This is a genomic window from Desulfocicer vacuolatum DSM 3385 (assembly GCF_900176365.1).
GTDB classification, from domain to species: domain Bacteria; phylum Desulfobacterota; class Desulfobacteria; order Desulfobacterales; family Desulfobacteraceae; genus Desulfocicer; species Desulfocicer vacuolatum.
In genome coordinates, this window is sequence record NZ_FWXY01000002.1 from 292,363 (window position 1) to 313,956 (window position 21,594).

The window sequence follows — 21,594 nt, forward strand, 5'->3', positions numbered from 1 at the left end:
AAGCCAGCTACCCGTTTAATGTAACCCCACCTTAAGCAGGTAGCCGAGTTTTATTCACCTTCCCGCCACCAAAGATAAAAAAAGTTCCGGGTGGGGGCCAGGGGATCCATTGAAATCACCCCGGGCTGACCATCCGTATCCGTATCGTCATCCGGAGTGGGAGAGCCAACGGTAATGAAAAGCTTGGGCTCCTTTTCAGAAATCACCACCACCGGTTCAGATGGAATCCCGCCCCCGATATCTTCATAGGGCTCAAGTTCCACATCTTCACCGTCGGCTTCAGGATCAAAATCAATGGCAGGTTTGCCGGTTTTATAGTTCAGGGCATACAATCTGGCACCGCCACCGGGCAGACAGGGGTCATTGTTGGGTAAAAAAGAAGTAATATAAACCGTTTTATAAAACACCGCCCCTTCGGCCAGTATTTTTTCACCGGTTTCCATATTAAAATACCAACCGTTATCAATGCTTCCATTCGTGTCCACATCCCCTGCCGGATCATCCAAAACAGGAGGAACAGAAATGGATGAAGTGGTGTTCACCAGATCAGTCAGCGTTACCGGAACCGGTGTCCCCGAAGCATCTGCGGTTACATGATAATCTTTAAAGGCCAGAATCATATCCGGACCCGATGCGGTGTTACAGGCATCTTCCCTGTCCCCGGTGCCTGCAAAGACAAGATCATACCCCTTTTCCAAAGTGACCCGGGGAGCATAGTAAAATTTTAAATCGGCATCATTGGCATTAAAAACAACCTGCGCCTTCCAGGTATTTATATTTTCATCACATTCCGGAAATACCAAGGGATTTCCTGCGGTATCCACAAAGTTGCCCACCCGCCAGATACGACCGGCCATATCCCCCACATAAAGCTTATCAATAAAACCGTTGCTGTCTTCATCAACAGCATTGACGGCACTGGGGATAGATGCGGTCATATCTGAATCAACGGCCATGTTATGCCCGGAATACCATTTCTGCACCACAGTGCCATTTAAAATACGGATGGCAAAGATGACCTTGCCAAGGGAATTGTCAGCACTGTAGCCCCCACCAATAAACATGACCGGAGTGCCCACGGTGTCACCAACACCGGTTTTAACAATACCAAAGGCCGGTTCAGACCAGCTTTCCCCAAGCCCTGGAAGGGTACTGCCGTTGAGCTGCCACATGAACTTGGGCACTTCAGGATCCGTAATATCCAGGGCAAAGTAAACATCCCCCCCTTTTCGCTCGCCACTGATGAGGACAACCTGATCCCCGGAATCCACAATGCCGTCACCATCGACATCTGAAAAATAAATTTTCGGTGTGGAATCCACATAAAAGGGATGTGTTCCCCCTTCAATCAAATACTTCAGACGCGGTAGATGGTGGGTGGGGATAAATCCCCATGCTTCGGTGCCAAAATTGGTTTCCACATTGGCTGCACTGGTGGTCTGATCTTTTACGGCATGGAGCATGCCGTCATTGGCCCCAAAAAACACATAGGATTCAGAGGTTCCGTCAGTGTAGCGATATTCAAAGATCACCGGTTCACTGTGAAGCACATCGCCAGTGATAACGTCTCTGTTTTCATCAATATTACCGTCACCATCCTCATCCAGCGCGTCCGCGCCGCGGATATAGTCAACAAGAGTATTAACGCCATCTATGGGGTTGCCAAGAATAGATGCTGTGAATCCCCATGAAAAAATCAAATTATCAGTTGAAAATTCATTAAATTCGTTGGTTAAGTTATTTGAAAAACCAATATATGTATAAATATTTCGATCGGCATTATCAATATAGTTGCATCCACCACCAGTGCAGTCTTGCGTGGAATAATCAGCATTGGCCCAGTTAATGGTGGCCCAGTAAGGTTTTGCAGATGCCTTGATGGCCCCATTGCTTTCAGTGGCCACATTTCCTTCTTTATCAATGATATTCAGATTATCGTCCAGACCAAATTTAAGGACATTGCCTTTCCAGAAATTCCCTTCCTGGGGGGTGAACAGAGCCAGATATATTTTGTTGCCACTCAAGGTTCTTGTTACAGGAACCACCGGAGCTGTAAAGGTGCTGTTACCGGTGAGAATGGAGTTTACCGCATTCAGTATGGCCGATGACAAATCCTCTGCGGAATCTGCCGTAAAATGGTAATCTCCATAGTTGCTGTTGGTGGTGTCATATAAACTTTTATGACCATTGCCGTTGTTGCTGGTGTTGGTGAGATACGCATTGCTGGCCAGGCCGGTCATGACACCCACGGTATAGGTCATCACATTTTGAAACCCGTCCACGTACCCCACCATATCATGGGTGTACAGATAAAATGCCACATCATCAAGCCATGTACTGCCCCCTGTGTTCTGTGGTATCTCTAACACCGTACTGTCCACCGTCACCGTGCCCGCACTGCCCGTCCCGCTATCAGTGGTATCTCCGTCAAAGTCGGACAAGGTCGTGGGCAAATATTGGTTAGCCCCGCTTTGATCCTCTGAAGAAATGCCCGAGGACACCACAATAACATATTGATTCTGGCAATAATATTCAGATTCCACCCCGGACGAAGGTGAATCATAATATCCCCCGATGGTGGCAAGCCCTTCGGCAAGTGGCGAATAGGTGACCGTTCCCATATTATTAATGTTATTCACATAATTGGAAGTAAGTACATTGGAGGCGGGATCGCCATCCACCACCGTTGCCACCACATCCCCCAGGGGTTGAACATTGGATGCTCCCTCCGTGGTGGAAGTGAAATTATATATACCGAAATGGGCCTTGTTGGCTGTCATTTTACCAACGGAGAGCAGGGCTTGTTTGGCATAGTAAAAACGACTTTTATCAGGCAAATCACTTCCGTCACCCGTGTAACTTCCAAAAAAAAGCCAGTTGAGGTAATTCTGGGAATACCGAAAAATGGTGGCATTATCTATGATACTCAGCCCGGTTGCGGCATCAGCCTGTCCAACACTTGAGGGCTGAACAGGCAAGGTGATGGTCCTGCCGTTGATGGTCCAGGTACCGCCGGAGTCTGCATCCAGACCATTAGCGTAACTGTCCGGCTCCAGGGTGGGTAAAATTTTTACCAGACACCAGACACCTCCATGGTTGACCAGGGAATATCCATCGGCATTCAAAAAGCCTGATACTTCTTCCGCCTCCGGCGTTGTCACCACCGGGGGATCAATGATCTGATCAAGTGTACCTGTGGCAATGCTATTTTTATTTTTATACCTCTGAATGGTTTCTCCCACAATAAAAGGACCATTGGATATTTCCACCACCTTAAGCTCAAGCGTTCCGCCCGCAGGAGCGGCCTCGGTGGGCTCCCTTACTTCTATCAAGGCCGTTGCCCTGGAAGTTAATCCTGTTATTTCTTTATCAAAAGAATAACTGCCCTCATCCACATTGGTGAGCACCAGAGTTTTATATTCGTTCCCGGAAACAGGGGGATCAGTTTCAGAATTGTTTACCACTTCAACAGTGGCGTTCTGGGGGGTATAATCAACATTTTTATCATAGTCTCCATGCCATTTAATCTGCTCCATCTCTGCGCCGTTATCCAGAAGAAAGACAATATTGGGCGGTACTTGATCTGTGGAAACGGTGAACATGCAGGTATCATCGGCCCAAGTCAATTGACATAAAAAAAAGAGGGACATAAAAATAACCATGAAAAGGGCAATATTACGTCTATTTTGCAACCCCATATTTAAAATCGCCATTTTTCCCTCCTTTTGAATCATATGAAATCAGCCACACAGCATGGTCAAGGTTTAAATTTAGGAATAATCAATTTTTCAGCATATTGTAGTTAGTTGCTCAAAATCAGCCATTATAGGGGATTGAAGAGATGAGATGACATCTACGCTGTTTAGGTCTTGCTGGAATTTTTTTCTAACCATAACACTTTGCCGACATGACAATAATGGGATTGATCATAAACTGGGCCACGATACGTGAGATTAAATTTTATCAACCACAACACACTGTGATTAAAAATATTAATTTTTATCACTAAGGTTTTATGACAAAATGGCCAACGTTATGACCAAGCCCCAATAATGCAAAGCCTGCTCAACATTTTAAAAACCAATTCTGTAAAAACCTGACTCAATAACAATTTCTGAATTTCCAGAACCATCATACCCATTACAGGTCATCTCATATCTATGGGCTTTAAATTTAGACACTTCATAACCTGATCCCCTGGGGGCTTCAGAAAAACCTGCATAACCCACGGTACCGTTAAATGACGCGTTATTGGAATTAAAGTCAAAATCTCCTGTTACACCCGATGAAAAGCCGAGGGAGCTTCCCACTGTGATATTATTTTCGCCATATAAACCGGTGTGGGGTGGTACATACCCCCTTGCCGACTCGGCTGCATAAAAGGCCATGGTATACAAACGATCATTCCGGGCAATGGCCAATTCAGTGGTACTGGTATTAATGGAAAAAATCCCCAAAATAGTCACCACAAACAATACCATCAATGCCACCAATAAAGTGGAGCCTTTTTCACTAATCAAGGGTAAAATAAAGTGTTGTTTTTTCATCTCATTCAAGCCTCGCTATGAGCTGCTCAAGGATACACGTCTCACCACTGTCAGGAACCACTGTGACAACGATCCGTTTTGCATCAAGTGGAATGGTTGAATCATCAGCATTCTCTTGCACAGTCCATGACAAATCATAGCCTGACAAAGGTTGACTTGCAGGAGTTCGGGCAGTTCCCTGGGTGCGATCAAGGTCAGAATCAGTATAAGGCAAACCCATCAACCGTTCAATTTCATTGGATGCCAGGGAAAATTTTTCAGTAATTTTCAGGGCAGCGGCATTGCCGTTAATGGCACTGATCTGCATTTTGGCCACCCCGAGAATGCCAAAGGCAAAAATAACCAGGGCCACCATGATTTCAATGAGGGTGAACCCGGCTGTCCCATGTTCTTTATGAAATCTGCATTTTTTTTGCTCTGTCACTATATCCATGGGATGCTCTCCTTGTCAGAAATAAAGATTTCGACATTGAACCACGGTGGTCAATATGCGGTTATTAACATTACTCTGCCTTTGCTCATTAAAATCAACCCTTGCTTCAATGGTGATCTGAATGCTTCTGATTTCAGAAAGATCTGTGGTGGCGTTACCGTTTAAATCAAGATATTCAAACACAAGCCTCTCGATATTTTCCGCAATAACCCCACGACTTCCTGTGCCCACCTTTCTACCAATGTCCGAATCACCGTCACTGTCTGCATCATACAAGTCATATTCAACGCTCTCCAGTTCTCCGGGCTCATCAGTGGTGCCGTCATTATTATTATCACGGTAGTCACCGTCTGCAACAAAGGTAAATCCCAAGGGATTTCCAACACTTCCATCACCTGCAGCCGTTATGCCAGCCCCGGCCATGCCATCGGGGTCATACCCCGCCATCCTGATATCTTTGATCATAATGTATTTGGCAGTTCTTATGACCTGCTGCATGTCAACAATCTGTTGCTGGGCAAGTTGGGCATTCTGTTGTCCCTGATATGCATAAAAAATGGCAGCGGCCACCACGGTTGAAATCACCATGGCAACCAGCAATTCAATCAGGGTAAATCCCTTATTTTTTTGGCATGCCCCATTTTCCAGTTTACATTTTTTAAAAAAATCTACCCATTTCCCAGAAAAACTTGATGAAAAAGTGCAAACTACTTTTGAATTTGTATGGAAAATGGCATTTTTTTGATCAATTATTTTCAATATCTTACATTCCCATATGGGGTTGTTTAAATCACTCGGTTCTGAGAGTACCCGCAGAATTGATAATAATTTTTTTACTTGTCATGTTTGAATTTCGAAGGATGATGTTTCCCTCAACTGCTCCGTGGGGTCGCAATCCCCTGCTGTTAAAGCAGACAAAATATCCAGATGTATTAACAGGAAAAGTAGAACTCACCAGATTTATCCCCGAAGGCAGATTCATATTCTTTAAAAAGGGTTCGCTGCCATTTTGAACATCATCATTTTTTATGCCTCCGACACCTTCCCCATTATCCAAAAACGACAGACAGGTGCCCGCGCTCAAATCAAAAACAACCACCGCATTTTCATTTTTTGTAATTGCCGCCATTTTCACTTCCTGTACACAGGAAATAATATCCCTGGCAGCACTCCTGAGACGAAATTCAGGAATCCAGGTTGTCATCAGAGGAATGGCAATACCAACCATAAGGCTGATGATGGCAATGACAATCATCACTTCCATTAATGTAAAACCGGCATTAAATTTTGGAAATTTTATCATGTTATCAAATTTTCCATCTTTGTAAGGGAAAGCACACGGCAACCATAATTTCCTGTCCCATCTGTTGACATTTTTTGTACCACAAAAATATTTTTCACAAAAACACCGGCAAACCATGGATTAAAATATAAACATAATATTTTCATAAGGATTATTAGTAATATTCAATGCAAGATTGATGCACTTTTCACAAACATTATAAAAACACCTTTTTATATATGCAAATACAATCATCTTACTACACATTTATCTCATCCACCAAACATTTAATTTCTTGCACAGATGTTGGCATAATCCCAAAAATCAGCAATCTGACAATTATTGTCAAAAAAACTGCCATTTTTTATCATTTTTCACAAAACAGCCTCATATTGAAACATCATAGCCATACTCCCTATAAGCAATTGGCTCTTTTTAAAAACTTAACTCCAAAATATGAGGGGAATTACTCTGGTAAATATAAAACAGAAATAAGATATGGCATATTTACGATGAATTTATTTAAAGGATATAGATCAGTTGAAATAAGCTCGATAATAAGATAAAATCTCAACATATCTAAATAAAGGAAAGCGTAATAATGGAAGAAAAAAACATACCAGATGAAAAAGATATTCAAAGCCTCACCCTGGATAAAAAAACCATGGATGTCCTGGTGGCAAACATTATCCCCACATCTAAATATTTTGAGGTTCGATTTGATCATATGCAGGATCAAATCAACAGAATTAATAATGACATCAATAATTTTCACAGTGACGTTGACAAGCGCTTTGACAGCTTGAAGGAGGACATAGATCAACGCTTTGAAAAGGTGGATCAGCGTTTTGAAAAGATGGATCAACGATTCGACAACATGAAAAAGGATATGGATCAGCGGTTTGAAAAGGTAGATCAACGATTCGACAACATGAAAAAGGATATGGATCAGCGGTTTGAAAAGGTAGATAATCATTTTAAGGACATGAAAATCGATATGGATAAACGGTTTGATCAGATGATAACATCCATTAACCGACTGACAGACACCCTTGAACAAAGAGATATCAAACAGCGTGGATTTACAATTAGAATGTTTACCATTGCCATCAGCATTTCCCTTTTAGGTGGACTGGGAACTTTTTTAAAATCAATGGGAGTGATCTAATACTCACCCATCCAGTCTTTTTATATTGACACTACCCAGGAAATGGATCCCTCCCCATATGAAACCCTCAAAAGAAATAGCCAAAATCCTTTTCAACAGCAAACTTCTGTCTGGAAAACAGATCAACGCAGCTCTAAAAAATGAGCCTGATATCCGAAAGGCACTAAGAAAACAACAACAGGCAACATCCAAGGAAAACTCAAGTAGCACCATCCTTCCCCCCATCTATTTCATGGATGTACTCCTGGCCCTGAAGCTGAAAAAACAAGATGACTCCGGCTTGGAACTGGACGAAGATCTTTTGTATGAAACCCTGGCCGCCGGGTGGCAACTTCCCTATAAAAAAATTGATCCCCTCACCCTGGACCTCAATGTTGTGACCCAGACCATCCCCCACTCCTTTGCCCTGCGCCACCTGGTATTACCCCTGAAAATAGAAGGCAAAACCATCCATGTGGCAACTCCAAATCCATTTAACCATGAGGCCATGGGAGACATTGAAAGGGTATCAGGGTTCAAAGCATCCCCGGTGGTGAGCCCCAAAACCGATGTGATGCATCTCATTTCTGAATGCTTTGGATTTAGAAAATCCATCACCGCTGCAGAAACCCAGTTCTCACAAAAAAGCAAAGGTGAACTTGGCAATCTGGAGCAGCTGGTTCACCTGAAATCCAGCAATGAACTGCCTGCCACGGACCAGCACATTGTCAATGCCGTGGATCATCTTTTTTCCTATGCCCTGGAGCAACGGGCCAGTGACATCCACATTGAACCCAAACGAAAAAAATCCCTGGTACGCATGCGCATTGACGGGGTGCTTCACACGGTGTACACCCTGCCTGGACGGGTACACAATGCCATTATCAGCCGAATTAAAACCTTGTCCGGGTTGAACATGGCAGAAAAAAGACGGCCCCAGGACGGCCGCATTAAGACGAAAAAAGATAAAATTGAAGTGGAAATCCGGGTGTCCACCATTCCGGTGGCCTTTGGGGAAAAGGCCGTGCTTCGACTCATGGATCCGGAGGTGTTATTCCAGGATCTGCCAAAGCTTGGGTTTTCCCGGGAGGATCTGGAAAAATACAATAACATTATCACCCTTCCCCACGGCATTATTCTGGTCACCGGTCCCACGGGAAGCGGTAAATCCACCACCCTCTACTCCACGTTGAAACAATTGTCCACCCCGGCGGTGAACATCACCACCATTGAAGATCCCATTGAGATGATCCATGAAGATTTTAACCAGATTGCCGTGCAACCGGCCATTGATGTCACCTTCAGCACCATCTTAAAAAACATTTTACGCCAGGACCCGGACATCATCATGGTGGGGGAGATCCGGGATCTGGACACGGCCCAGAATGCGGTGCAGGCAGCCCTCACCGGTCATCTGGTGCTCTCCACCCTGCACACCAATGATGCCGTATCCTCCCTTACCCGGCTTCTGGATCTGGGCATTCCCCCGTTTCTGGTGCAGTCCTCCCTGGTGGGAATCATTGCCCAGCGGCTGGTGCGGCGAATCTGTCCCCATTGCCGGGAATCCTTTGAAATGGATGAACAAGAACTTTTTGACATGGGCATACAGCTACCTGTCACCCGAAATCAAAGTGTTTCCCCAACAGATGATCGCCAAGGGCAATCATTTAAGAAGCACCTGTTCTCCCAGGAACCCGGTGCAATGGATTTAAATAACCTGGCGCCCCGGGACAGTTTAAAAACCGGCCCCAAAAGAAACAAAATAACCCTCCACAGGGGCAAAGGCTGCATCAAGTGCAGACATACAGGCTATCGAGGCAGGAGCGCCATTTTTGAAGTGTTGCCCTACTCCGATGCATTAAAAAAAATGACGGCAGGAGATGTCAATGTATCCAGCCTGAGAAAACGGGCCGGTCACGAGGGCTTGAAAACCCTGAGGGAAGACGCGGTATTGAAAATGCTCAATGGGGAGACCACCTTTGAAGAGGTGCTGCGGGTGACCTGGCAGGGGGATGGTTAAATCATCTCGGCATCGCCACTGCTCACCCAACCGATTTTATCCCGGGAAAAGATAATTTTCAGATATCCCCGGCGTTTTTCTTCCACACGCACCCGGGTCCCGGCATGGAGCACAAATAAAGTGGTGGCTTCGGGGGAAAGGCCCGAACGGATGGAAGCCTCTTTGGAAAGAACAACCGCATACCGACCATGATTTTTTTCATAATAATCATAGCACACCGTGGTTCCGGCCAGGAGCATGATCACAAAAAAAAGAAGACCTGCCAGGGTAAATACCCGTTTTCCCTTACGGGTTCTAAATCCCGCATATAGGGCAAAAGCAACAGACAGGCCAACAGCAGTCCAGATCATGAGCCGGGGGGGCAGATAATTTTTCCAGAAAAACAGCATTCCTGTGAAATCAAACCCGGGGGCTTCTGATTTATCTTTAACAAAGGTTCCGGCATGGGCAAGGTTGAACCTCAGATCCGGATCATGGGGCATTTGCATCTTGGCCCGTTCATACCACAAAATGGCCCGGCCCGTATCCCCGGCTTTTAAAAAGGCATTACCGGCATTGTAATATAATTTCCCATTGTTTATTCCCCGGGAGGCCAGTTGAACAAACAGGCCTGCTGAATCTTCAAATCGGCCTGCCTCATAGGCGGAAACGGCTTTAAGCAGGAGGGTTCCATCTCCAGTGTCATCCGAAATTTGTGCCGCCTTCACCCATGATGGTGACGAAAAAGCCACTATACCGAATGTCAATACAAGACAAATCAGCTTTATTACGGCCTTCACCCGATCCATCAATGCTTTTTTCGCCTGGGAATCCAGACCGGTCCCGCCGTACCGGACAGACTCAATGTCATGCATCACATTTTTCATCTGATTCACCGTTTCCAATTCCACCCCACTTTTATCCAGCAGATCACAGGCCTCCACAATGGTCATGGATCGCTCCTTTTCTTTGGCCCTGGAAAGAATATGACACATCATGGCCATATAAAGATGTCTTAAAAATGTTTGATCATCTGCCTGTTCTTTTTCCCCTTTATCCAGGTAATCAGCTGCTTTTTTTGCCAGAGCAACCCTGGGATCAAGGCCTTTGTTCATAATTCTGAAAAAAAATTGCACAAAAAAAAGCAGAACAAAGGGAGAAAGGTATAACACCATAAAAACAGGCATGGAAACGGCAGCGTGCCCGGAGAGCACATCAGGCCCTTGCTTTAAAGGCAAAATATCCCTGCCGGTGAAGGTCACCTTTCGGGGGGCCGCAGCGTTGGTGCCGGGGGAATACACTTCCACCGGGGGATTGAGCGGCTCCTGATCGGCGTTGGGAGCCACGGTCATGGGCATGGACGGTGTAAAAACCGTTTGATAGGCCTTCTTTTCCACATCAAAAAACGTCAGCCCCAGGGAAGGCACGGAGAAGCTTCCTGGAGACACTGGTACCAGGGCACGTTTAAATTTCTTTTGTCCTTGATATCCCTGATGGGTAAGTGTGATCTCCTCCACCGGGGAATCATCGTAACTCTTAAATTGCTGCGGCATTTTCACATCTGGAAATTTGGCATCCATAACATTGCCGGTGCCGGAAACAGTCACCGTTAATGTGGTGGAATCTCCGGCTTTTATGGCATTATTATCCAGAGATGCAGACAATTTAAACCGCCCCACCAGCCCGGAAAAGGGAACGGCCCCGTCATGGGGCGGCAATGGCATGACCTCAACGGACAGGGCCTTGGTTGAGAAACGTCGGGGCCGGGTCCGGGTGTTGGAAAAAAAACCATTGGCAAAAAATGAATCCCCAAAGGGGTCCCGGCGGCGGCTTCTGTCCTGGAGCACCACATCACAGGTGAGCATGGCAGGATCAACGGTGATGTTCCCCGGGGTGCGGGGGATGATGAGATAGGCGATCTCCACCCCATTGTATCTTTGTCCGTTTATGATATGGGTAAATTTGCGGGGCTCACCCATCTCTTCCACAGTGAATTCTTCAAATTGAGGTTTCTGGAGTCGGGCATTGGTGAATTGAACCGCACTGAACAGCTGAAATTTATAAATGCCCTGCTGGCCCACAAAGAGTTTATCATGGGAAAGTTCTGCCTGGACAAAAATATCCCGGGTATCCCGGGCAGAGAGGTTTTCCTCTGTCACCGTAACCGCAATGGATTGGGTGTAATAGGTTTTGCCGTCATGGGATACAGCCAGGGTCGGAATGGTAAGATGTCCTTTGCCCCGGGGAATCAGTTGAAATACAGCGGTGACTGTTTTGGTGTAATTGCCGTTGATAATGCTGATATTGCTGCTGTTACTCCGGGAAACAATCTGAAAGTCGGTTATGGGGGTGGTGTCCACTTCCCCTTCCCCGCCATCAAAGATCACCTTAAGCTCCAGATAGTCATTCACGGTAATGTGGTTGCGATCCACCTGGGCCGTGACGGAAAAAGCCTGGACCTGGACCGGCACCAGGATCATCATGGCAATCAGAATTTTAAACATATATTTAAACATCGTTGTTTTCCCCAAGGAATGAGTCTGAAATAATTTAACCTGACATCCGCGCTCCCGGATATGTAAAAATGGGCAATTTATTTTTTATACAAAAATCCGCCCAAGATTCTGTAATAATTAGAGTTTCATTTTTCGTTGTGGGCAGGTCAAATCTCAATATAATCTGCCCGTGGCAGTTATATACAATGCAGCCTCCAAGGCAACCTCAGCAGAGCTGCCCCCCCCGACGGGCAATAGGAACCGGACAATTGAGCTGTCTACAGTTCCGGTCCGGGACCATTGCCCGTCGGGGGGGCGGCGGTATAATACCATTTGGCTTCGCGTCTATGACCCTATATTTGTTGTGTCCGACAGGACATACCCGTTATTTACTCAACTTTCGGGCTTCATTTCAAAGCCGGCATTTTTAAATGTACCGATGGGGTCAGTGTGCCGACGGGGTCAGGCTTTTGTTATTGATGTTATCGACCAAGGCCTTTGCCAACGAAAAAAGCCTCGATAATGTCAATAACGAAAGCCTGACCCCACCACGAAATGCGAACACCGAAAGTTGAGTTATTTAAAACTGATTCCTGAATACCGATTTTGACAGCAATCATTTACCAATCTTTTTCCACCCGACCGCCGGAATAAGCAGGTATCATGGCCCCACCCGGCTGATCCTCCAGGCGGTCCAGCATCTGCTGCTGTTGGGGCTGCAAAGCTCCCATGCCCCGGGATTGCTCCCCTGCCCGGCCGGCCCCTTTATCTTTTTCATCTGTTTTACCTTCTTCCTTATTTTCCGCCGTGGCCTGTTGCCGGCCTTCTGCCTCTTTTTTGTCATCATCTCCGGCATTGGCGGCACCCGGCTTTTTTTGCTCTTCATGGGGCTTGGAAGACGGGTCCCGGGAGGATTTGTTCTTATCTGAAAATTTGGAATCCCGGGAATCGGGCTGGGCACCCGGTTGTTTCTCTTCTTTTTTGTCCTGTTCTTGTTCTTTATCCCGGGAGTCTTGATCCTGCTGATCATTTTGCTGTTGCCGGGAATCACCCGTATCCTTCCCAGAATCTTTTTCTTCCCGGTCTTGGGATTCCTTGTTTTCTCCATCTTTAGAAGATTGTTGATCCCGGGGCGCGTTCTTTTTTTCTTCGATTTTCTGTTTCACAAATTCAATATTTTCTGAAGCCTTATGAAAAAGAGGCGATGTTTCCGGTATCTGCTCAAAGGACTTCACAGCCTCTTCAAGATTGCCCCGGCGATACTGGGTGTTTCCCCGGTTAAAGAGGGCTTTTTGTTTTAAAGTTTCATCATCGGTGTCCATGGCCTTGGTGAAATTGGCAATGGCAGATTCATAATCCTCTTTTTTATAAGCGGCACTGCCAATGTTGTAATAAAGTTCCGGCATGTCCGGTCGATCCAGCTGGGCATCAATAAAGGATTTTTCTGCCTTTTCCCATTGCCCCTGCTGAAATGCCTCAATACCCCGGGCCACACTTTTTGACGCCCCGGCATGGGCCTTGGTAACGGAAAAAAGCCCCATATAAACGGCCGTTGAAACACCAAATAAAATCAACGGCAATAACGTATTCCGGGAACTGTTTTTTTTCTTTTCACCGATCATAAGTTCCAGAAACAATATGAGCACACAGGGCAGTAATACCCATTGGAACCTGTTTTCCCACACTTTTTTTCGCCCGCTCTGTATGGTGGTGCGTTCCATGTTTTTAAGGATCTCTCCCTTGTAAATCAAATCCAAATCCATGTCACCGGCAACGGATTTCACATAAATGCCCCGGGCCAGGGCTGCAATTTTTTCCAAACCGGCATCATCCACCCGGGACATGATAATGCTGCCCGAAGCATCTTTTTTAAATCCTCCGTCAGCATCGGGAATGGGGGCACCCTCTTTTTGTCCCACACCGATGCAAAAGATCCGAACCCCTTTGTCCGCAGCGATTTGGGCAATGTCCAGGGGATCTCCCGAGGTGTTTTCTCCGTCGGTGATAATGATAATGGCCTTTTCCGATGCCACGTCCCACTCAAAGCCCTCCAGGGCCGTGGCAATGGCACCGCTTAAATCTGTACCGCCCATGGGCAGATAATCCGGATTAAGGGCCTTTAAAAAAAGGCTGAAACCTGAATGATCCAAGGTTAAAGGACATTGCAGAAAAGCACTGCCGGAAAAAGCCACAAGCCCTGCCCGGTCAGACTGCATCATCTTTAACAGATCAATGATCTCCCGCTTGGCCTGCTCCAGGCGGGTGGGCTTGATATCCGTTGCCAGCATGCTCCGGGAACAGTCCAAAGCGATCATGATATCCACCCCTTTTTGTTCCACCTTTTCCCAGCGAAATCCCACCTGGGGACCGGTCAATGCAAGGGTTGCCAGCAGACAACCTGTAATAAGAAGGCACCCTTTGATCCAACGCCGCCGGGCATCCGCCCCCGGTGCCATGGCAGACAGCAAAGTCAATGACACAAACTGGGAAAGGATACGGCTGCGCTTTTGAATACCGTATACGGTGACCCCGGCCAGTAGAATCACGATCCAGATCAAATAAAACATGTTTGGCTGGGAAAATTTCATGTTAGTTCATCCCTATTTGAATCGTTTTCCCCTTAGTAGTTTAAAAAAAGGCATCATCATGCAACCATCCAAATATATTACCCCGTTTTCTGAAAAAATTGACCGATCGAAGAATAAATACATCAGGGAATCCGCATCAGACGTGTGTTAAAAAGAATAATATAAGCCCCAAGCAACACCATGGCAGGAATGATACACCATGGATAGAGTTCATTGTACTCAGCCCAGGCATCCACCTCCACCTTGGTTTTTTCCAGGCGATCGATGCTTTGGTATATCTGTTCCAGTTCATTTATATTTTCTGCGGCAAAAAACATGCCCCCTGTTTTTTGGGCAATATTTTTTAATGTATCATGGTCCATGTCCACCTGTTGATAAACATAGCGCTGGCCCAAAAGAGGATCATTGACAAGAAAGGGGGCTTTGCCCCGGCTTCCCACCCCAATGGTGTACACCTTTACCCCGCCTGTGGCGGCAATGTCTGCAGCCGCTTTGGGGTTAAGTTTACCGGAATTGCTTCTGCCGTCGGTCAATAAAATAATAATATTGGATTTGCTTTCAATGTCCAAAAGACGTTTAAACGCGATGCCCAGGGCATCTCCAATGGCTGTGCTGGGACCGGCTGCGCCTATTTTCAAACGATCCAGCACAAAGGAGATGGTGTTATAATCCCGGGTCAGGGGCAATTGGGTAAAGGCCTGGGAGCCAAATACCACCATGCCGATGCGATCCCCCTCCCGTTTCATGATAAAATCGTTCACCACCCCTTTGACGGCATCCAGGCGGGTGACAATTTTACCATCCCGTTTAAAATCCAGGGCCGCCATGGATTCAGAAAGGTCCAGGGCCAGCACAATATTGATGCCTTCGGTGGTGATATTCATCTTACGGGTGCCCCATTGGGGCCTTGCCAAGGCCACGATCATCAATGCCAATGCCAGATATTTAAACAACGGCAGCATGGCTGAAAGCATCATCACAAAAGATTTTGGCTGGAGACCGGGAAGAGCGCCATGGGAAACCATCACATGGGGTAAGTTATGGCGCCGTGTGCGCAAAAAAAATACCAGGGGTAAGGCCGCAAGCAATAAAAGAAACCAGGGCGATGCAAATCTGAACATGGGTTATCAATGCCCCTTTCCAATGTGTGAAGGGTGATCATCGGGCCCAGGGGACAAGAGATCCCCGGCCTGTTCCCCCCTGGCTGTTGCCGGGTTATTATTGGTGCTTATCCCTTTTACCGGTGCCGTCTCAGCCCCAGAGTCGGAGTCCATGGTCCCACCGGTTGTGAAATGGATAAATTCCCTTACCAGATCATGATCTTCATGGATACGTTTAATTTCAGGAGTGATACCCGCATATTTCACCATGGCTGCAAAGTGAAAAAAATCCCGGGTCCGGGCCGTGAGATTTCGATCCAGGTTAAGGCCGGATAAACTGGACACCACCTCCCGGGTGGTCATTTCCGGTGCGCCCATGTCAAAAACCTTTCCCATGAATGTTTTTAAAACCGCAGAAATCTCAAAATAATAACGGCGGGGGTCTGTTTTCATAAGATCGGCCAGGGCATCCAGGGCCTTTATAGCAGCTTGATCCGGTGGAAGGGGCGGGGGCAGCAACAGGGTATCTGCTATGATTTTTTTTTGCTTACGGTGTTTCAGATAAAAAAAGAGCAGCAGGCCCATGCCTGCAACCAGCAGTATCACTGCCAGACCCAGCAATATCTGGATGTAAATGGGATCCATGCCAATGGGTATTGGCGGTTCAATATCGTGAATATCGTGCATCTACCGCATCCTTTTTTCCCGCTGCCGGAAAAACAGCGTGAGCACATCTGCCACAGACTGATCTGTGGGCATATGAAAATAATCCACCCGGGCCCGGGTCAATGCTGTCTCAATGTCAGTTAACTGATCTTTTTTCCATTGAATATATTGATGCCGCACCTGGGGATTTCCGGCATCCAGCACCCATTTTTCACCGGTTTCAAGGCCTGCCATGGTGACAATGCCCCGGGAAGGCAAATTAAACTCTCCGGAATCTGATATGATCACCCCAATGAGTTCATGGCGATGCCGGGCCGTTCTCAATCCCTTTGCCACATCCGGGGCAATGAAATCGGAAATAATAAAGGCCAGACTCTTTTTCCTTGACACCGTGGCAAGGTACTCCAGGGCTGCCCGAATATCAGTTCCCTGCCCCTGGGGTTCAAAGGTGAACATCTCCCGTATTAATCGCCAGATATGGCTGGAGCCTTTTTTTGGGGGAATATACTTTTCCACCCGGTCGGTGAAAAAGATAGCCCCCACCTTGTCATTGTTTTTAATGGCACTGAAGGCCAGCACCGATGCGGCCTCGGCCGCCTTTTCCAGTTTAAGGCCCGAAAAAGTACCAAAACGCTGGGAAGCACTCATGTCCACCAAAAGGATCACAATGCTTTCACGCTCTTCTCTGTACAATTTAATAAAGGGACGCCCCAGACGAGCTGATACCTTCCAGTCAATGGCTTTTACATCATCTCCGGGGCTGTACTCCCGGACCTCTTCAAACTCAATACCCGATCCCCGGAAAACAGATCGATATTGCCCTGCCATGAGGGTGTTCACCGTTCGACTGCCCTTGATGTGAATCCGTTTAATTTTTTTTATGATATCTTCAGGAACCATGGTGGATTAACCTCAAAACCTGCCGTGGCAAAGAAATCATGGCACAGCAACGGAGTCAAAAAGAATGTGAATGATATCATCCGAGGTAATTTCCTCCGCTTCTGCCTCAAAGGAGAGAATGATGCGATGGCGAAGCACATCAGGTGCCGTGTTTTTAATGTCCTGGGGGGTGACATAGGCCCGGCCCTGGAGAAAGGCGCTGACCCTGGCCGCCTGGGCCAGAAAAAGGGTGGCCCGGGGGGAAGCGCCAAAGGCCACATGCCCACCGATATCCATGCCGTATTTTGAAGGATTTCGGGTGGCAAACACCAGATCCACAATGTACTCTTTTAATTTGTCATCCACATAAATTTCCCGGATCAGGTCAGCCATCTCTTTAAGTTCCACCGGGGTGACCACGGGTTCAATGGATTCGTGGTGTGCAAACCCTGTTTTCTTTAAAATTTCAAGTTCCTGGCTCCGGTCCGGGTAATCTATGAGAATCTTGAGCATGAAACGATCCACCTGGGCTTCGGGAAGGGTGTAGGTACCCTCCTGCTCAATGGGATTCTGGGTGGCCAGCACCAGAAAGGGGTCTGGCAGGGGATAGGTGGTATCTCCAATGGTGACCTGTTTCTCCTGCATGGCCTCCAAAAGAGCGGATTGTACCTTGGAAGGTGCCCGGTTGATTTCATCTGCCAAAATAATATTGTTAAAAAGCGGTCCCTTGCGGGTGATGAAGTCCCCCATTTTTGGACGATAAATCTCTGTTCCCACAAGATCCGCCGGCAAAAGGTCCGGGGTGAACTGGATGCGTTTAAAATCTGCCTGAACCGTGGATGCAAGGGCCATGACTGCACTGGTTTTGGCAAGTCCAGGCACCCCTTCTATGAGCACATGTCCCCCGGAAAGAAGCCCTGTCAAAAGACCGTCCACCAGATTTTGCTGACCCACCAGTGCCTTACCGATCTCTTTTCTCACGCGGCTGATCAACAAATGATGGGCCGCAATTTTTTCCTTTATCTCATCCATATAATCCCATATTCCCAATGTTTCACGGCTTTAAATTTTGCCATTTCATGCTCATTACTTCCAAAGGCGGCATGATATTATTTTTTTATAACCGCCACGGGCGGACCGTATTCTGATCCGGTTCTGCCCACAACAAAGCTTGAAATACAACCCTGATTTGAGGAGTATTTCATATAAAAGAAAAGGCAGCCTCCAAGGCAAGCTAAGGCAGAGCCGCCCCCCGATGGGTAATAGGAACCGGACAATTGAGCTGTCTACAGTTCCGGTCCGGGCCCATTGCCCATCGGGGGCGGCGGTATAATACCATTTGGCTCTGCGTCTACGACCCTATATTTGTTGTGTCCGATAGGAGATGCCCGTTTATAAGAAGAAATATAAAATAAAAAAAACAGGTGTCAAGGGGAAGAGTAAAGGCTTTGAAACAAAAAGGTATCCATCATCACGGTATCAGTTTATGGCTGTATATTTCTGCGGTAATGCGGGTAACTTTCAAAATATGCTCACGGATCTGGGTTTTATCTTTACCGGCATAATTGCGATAACTCATTATAATACCGCTTAATGCACCGATAAAAGACTGGGCATAGAGGCGGACATTTTCCTTAACCCCATACCGTTCCAGGATGCGTGAAAACCCGTCAAAAAAAATCCGGGTCACGGCACCAAACTCTTTTAAAGCCTGGTCATCCATGTTGTCTTTTAACATAATATAGGTCATCATCTGAAAAGTGGATTCATTTTGTATTAAATGGTCAACATAGGTAACAGCAAAGTCTTCAATGGTGGCAGGGGCGTCCTTTTTTACCATACCTTCAAAGGCCTTACTCACCGAAGAGATGTCCTGGATAAAAGCTTCCACAAACAGCTCTTCCTGGCTGGGAAAATACCGGTACAAGGTGGCAGGGGAAACCCCGGCTTCATCTGCAACATCCCGCATTCCCACATCATAAAAAGGTTTTTTGGCAAACAGGGCCAAGGCCGATTCAATGATGATCTGCTTTCTGGCTTCCCGCTCCTTCTCTTTTAAAGAAGCGAACTTTGATTCCGTATTCACTAAAAAAAATCTCCTGTTTTTTTAAATCTCAAATTTCATTGTGGCCGACAACGCTTTCATGTCAGTTGTTCAACACTTTTTATAACCGCCACGGGCAGACATTGTTCTGATTTCGGCCTGCCCACAACAAAGCATAAAAAATTTCCCCTAATTCATTTAAAAACCTGATCATCAATTGATAGGGGTATTGTGATGTGTAAACAACTATCATGCCTTTCTGGCGGGCACAAGAAAAATTTGGATCAAATGGTCAGGCAGATTGCCAGATTCTCTGACAAAAAAACATCCCCTCGGTACAAAATTGAGAGCGTTGACCTTTTTAAACCATATTGATATAGAATTCTCACATCTTCCCAATTTTGTTTCAGCCGGAATCAAAACCCATTGCTGAAATTTTTAAAATACAACAACTGCTAAAAGCCTTTTTAAAAATCAGGGGCTCAAAATGAAATCCCATGGGATTGCAACCAATTCACCTAATTTTTAAGCAGGCTCTAAGGCACAAGGAAAAAACATGCAGAATTATATCAAAAGGGATAAATTTGACTTTGAGTTGGGGTATTTAACCAAAAGCCCCTGTATCTGCTGTCAAAATCAGGATAAAATGCCCCACTGTCAAGACAAGTGCCCCCAACTGGATAAAATTCGGACACTCCTGGCCCGGGGCATTTCCACCCAAGCCAAGGGACTGGAAAATTAATCCCCATGAATTTTCCCGTTTTTTCAAAAAAATCCACAGCCCTTGCCGGAAAACATCTCACAGAATCTGTTTTCAGCACTTTAAAAGAGAAAAAAACACCCAATGGTTTTTCCCTGCCCATGGCCCTGGCATCGGGGATAAAAAACCATGACAGTGGCATTGGTATTTATGCCGGTGATGCTGAATCCTATGCTGTTTTTTCAGCTGTTTTTTCCCCCCTCATTGAAGAATACCATGGCATCCCTCCAGGAACACCCCATGGAACGGATCGCTCTGTGGTGGATCTGCCCAACCCGGATCCCCGGGGTCAATATATTTTATCCACCCGGATCCGGGTGGCACGCAACCTTGCAGGATACGCCTTTACACCCTTTATCCAAAGACAACAACGCCGGGAAGTCACCCGGAAAATAATGAGCGCCCTGGCATCCCTGCCAGATTCACTGGCAGGCATTTATCTTTCCATGGAACAGGATCCGCTGTCCCCGGTAACAATGCCCCCGAACGCTCAATTTATTCCCAAAAAACAATTACAGCCCATGGACCTGCACTCTTTTATCTTTAAAAAAGGAGACCGCTTCCAGGAGGCCGCAGGTATCAACCGGGACTGGCCCGATGCAAGGGGCTGCTTTATTTCCCAGGACACCCGGTTTCGGGTATGGATCAATGAAGAGGATCATTTAAGGATCATATCCATGGATGGCCACGGTGATATGTCAAGCACCTTTAACCGCTTGGCCATTGCCCTGGAAAATCTGGAAAGTACACTCAAGTTTGCCTGGAATGACACATTGGGATATCTTGCCGCCTGCCCTTCCAACATCGGCACCGGTATGCGGGCCGGGGTTCACATTTGCCTGCCCCGACTGTTTCATCAGCAGGATCTGCTGCACAAGGAAGTACGACAGCTTAATCTCCAGGTCCGGGGCACCCAGGGAGAAAAAACCCGGGTGGAAAAAGCGGTATTTGATATCAGCAATGAAAGGAGACTGGGAATCACCGAAAGAAAATGTCTGGTCACCCTTCACCGGGGGATCAGTCGATTAATCGAACTGGAGCAAACCCTGGAGCGGAAAAAATAACAACTAAGGGATTAAGTCAGTGATGTCCGGTTAGGTTTTTGCAGACTTCTTTTTCTTTTTTTTGGTCCTTTTTTTGACAGCCCTATCGCCTGATAAAGGGTATCTGAGCTCATTTTGTATATCATTTCTCAGTTGGCGGATTCTTTTGATGGAAACTTTTTCATTGAATTTATCATGACAATATATGGCCATGAGTAGATATGAAATAAGCCCACCAAGGATTTGTACCATGACTCCATACTCACTGCGAGCAATTAAGTGATACACTTTGAGATGTTTTTTCCACCATTTGAAAAAAGACTCAATGTCCCACCTGAGCTTGTAGATTTTTGCCACTTGCTCGGCAGTCAGATCATGTCGATCAGTTGCCACGTAAAATGTTGAGCCTGCAATTTTATATCCAACGACTCGGACTGGTGTCTCTGATTGATTTACCCCTGGAGTTCCAAGTAGGACTTCTGCATCATAAAAAATATGAGTGTCCTCCGGCACAAAGTTCTGTTTGATGATAGTTCGCGTAGTTTTGATTTTGATTCGGCATACAAAATGTTTTCCCTCAGCCTGTAGCAAATCAAAATCTTTATGGGATT

At 46.4% G+C, this 21,594-nt stretch carries 18 protein-coding genes; 5 read left to right on the forward strand and 13 right to left on the reverse strand.

Going from position 1 to position 21,594, the window contains the following annotated elements:
- Positions 1-50 precede the first annotated feature (50 nt).
- From B9A32_RS03310 to B9A32_RS03325, 4 genes are all read right to left on the reverse strand, one after another.
- Positions 51-3,713, reverse strand: coding sequence for a pilus assembly protein (locus B9A32_RS03310; RefSeq protein ID WP_170923684.1), 3,663 nt, complete (start codon positions 3,711-3,713; stop codon positions 51-53).
- 360 nt (positions 3,714-4,073) lie between these two features.
- Positions 4,074-4,520: a pilus assembly PilX family protein gene (locus tag B9A32_RS03315; RefSeq protein WP_212637665.1), complete on the reverse strand. Its 447-nt coding sequence runs from the start codon at positions 4,518-4,520 to the stop codon at positions 4,074-4,076.
- A 28-nt stretch (positions 4,521-4,548) separates the two neighbouring features.
- On the reverse strand, positions 4,549-4,980 hold the full coding sequence (locus B9A32_RS03320; RefSeq protein WP_084066940.1) for a type IV pilus modification PilV family protein: 432 nt from the start codon (positions 4,978-4,980) through the stop codon (positions 4,549-4,551).
- A 15-nt stretch (positions 4,981-4,995) separates the two neighbouring features.
- Positions 4,996-5,580, reverse strand: a complete 585-nt coding sequence (locus B9A32_RS03325) for a PilW family protein (RefSeq protein WP_170923685.1) — start codon at positions 5,578-5,580, stop codon at positions 4,996-4,998.
- On the opposite strand from B9A32_RS03325, the gene B9A32_RS21520 reads away from it, so the two are divergent.
- Positions 5,567-5,725, forward strand: coding sequence for a hypothetical protein (locus tag B9A32_RS21520; protein WP_212637677.1), 159 nt, complete (start codon positions 5,567-5,569; stop codon positions 5,723-5,725). The two genes, B9A32_RS03325 and B9A32_RS21520, sit on opposite strands and share 14 nt — an antisense overlap.
- Before the next feature lie 45 nt (positions 5,726-5,770).
- Here B9A32_RS21520 and B9A32_RS03330 read toward each other — a convergent pair whose 3' ends face one another.
- Complete coding sequence (locus tag B9A32_RS03330) at positions 5,771-6,283, reverse strand: prepilin-type N-terminal cleavage/methylation domain-containing protein (protein WP_170923686.1); 513 nt, start codon at positions 6,281-6,283, stop codon at positions 5,771-5,773.
- Between the two features lie 580 nt (positions 6,284-6,863).
- Between B9A32_RS03330 and B9A32_RS03335 the strand changes: the two genes are divergently transcribed.
- Together B9A32_RS03335 and B9A32_RS03340 are read left to right on the forward strand one after the other, a co-directional pair.
- Complete coding sequence (locus B9A32_RS03335; protein WP_084066943.1) at positions 6,864-7,430, forward strand: hypothetical protein; 567 nt, start codon at positions 6,864-6,866, stop codon at positions 7,428-7,430.
- A 58-nt stretch (positions 7,431-7,488) separates the two neighbouring features.
- Complete coding sequence (locus B9A32_RS03340; protein WP_084066944.1) at positions 7,489-9,429, forward strand: GspE/PulE family protein; 1,941 nt, start codon at positions 7,489-7,491, stop codon at positions 9,427-9,429.
- On the opposite strand, the gene B9A32_RS03345 is transcribed toward B9A32_RS03340, so the two are convergent.
- The 7 genes from B9A32_RS03345 to B9A32_RS03375 all read right to left on the reverse strand — a co-directional run bounded on the left by B9A32_RS03345 (position 9,426) and on the right by B9A32_RS03375 (position 19,222).
- On the reverse strand, positions 9,426-11,912 hold the full coding sequence (locus B9A32_RS03345) for a BatD family protein (RefSeq protein ID WP_212637675.1): 2,487 nt from the start codon (positions 11,910-11,912) through the stop codon (positions 9,426-9,428). The two genes, B9A32_RS03340 and B9A32_RS03345, sit on opposite strands and share 4 nt — an antisense overlap.
- Before the next feature lie 611 nt (positions 11,913-12,523).
- Complete coding sequence (locus B9A32_RS03350) at positions 12,524-14,470, reverse strand: VWA domain-containing protein (protein ID WP_232367019.1); 1,947 nt, start codon at positions 14,468-14,470, stop codon at positions 12,524-12,526.
- Positions 14,471-14,613: 143 nt separating this feature from the next.
- The gene (locus B9A32_RS03355) at positions 14,614-15,612 is read right to left on the reverse strand and encodes a VWA domain-containing protein (RefSeq protein ID WP_084066947.1); all 999 of its coding nucleotides are present in this window, start codon (positions 15,610-15,612) and stop codon (positions 14,614-14,616) included.
- A gap of 6 nt (positions 15,613-15,618) precedes the next feature.
- A complete protein-coding gene (locus B9A32_RS03360) occupies positions 15,619-16,278 on the reverse strand; it encodes a DUF4381 domain-containing protein (protein ID WP_084066948.1) in 660 nt (219 codons plus the stop codon).
- Positions 16,279-17,157 carry a DUF58 domain-containing protein gene (locus B9A32_RS03365; RefSeq protein WP_084066949.1) on the reverse strand — a complete coding sequence of 293 codons (879 nt, stop codon included), beginning with the start codon at positions 17,155-17,157 and terminating at the stop codon, positions 16,279-16,281. It abuts the gene before it with no gap.
- Positions 17,158-17,193: 36 nt separating this feature from the next.
- A complete protein-coding gene (locus B9A32_RS03370) occupies positions 17,194-18,168 on the reverse strand; it encodes an AAA family ATPase (RefSeq protein ID WP_084066950.1) in 975 nt (324 codons plus the stop codon).
- Positions 18,169-18,607: 439 nt separating this feature from the next.
- Positions 18,608-19,222: a TetR/AcrR family transcriptional regulator gene (locus B9A32_RS03375; RefSeq protein WP_084066951.1), complete on the reverse strand. Its 615-nt coding sequence runs from the start codon at positions 19,220-19,222 to the stop codon at positions 18,608-18,610.
- A gap of 514 nt (positions 19,223-19,736) precedes the next feature.
- Here B9A32_RS03375 and B9A32_RS03380 point away from each other — a divergent pair.
- Both B9A32_RS03380 and B9A32_RS03385 read left to right on the forward strand, forming a co-directional pair.
- On the forward strand, positions 19,737-19,922 hold the full coding sequence (locus tag B9A32_RS03380) for a hypothetical protein (protein ID WP_084066952.1): 186 nt from the start codon (positions 19,737-19,739) through the stop codon (positions 19,920-19,922).
- Between the two features lie 5 nt (positions 19,923-19,927).
- The gene (locus B9A32_RS03385; protein WP_084066953.1) at positions 19,928-21,004 is read left to right on the forward strand and encodes a phosphagen kinase; all 1,077 of its coding nucleotides are present in this window, start codon (positions 19,928-19,930) and stop codon (positions 21,002-21,004) included.
- A gap of 30 nt (positions 21,005-21,034) precedes the next feature.
- On the opposite strand, the gene B9A32_RS03390 is transcribed toward B9A32_RS03385, so the two are convergent.
- On the reverse strand, positions 21,035-21,594 hold a 560-nt coding region (locus tag B9A32_RS03390; protein WP_232367020.1), incomplete at its 5' end, for a transposase.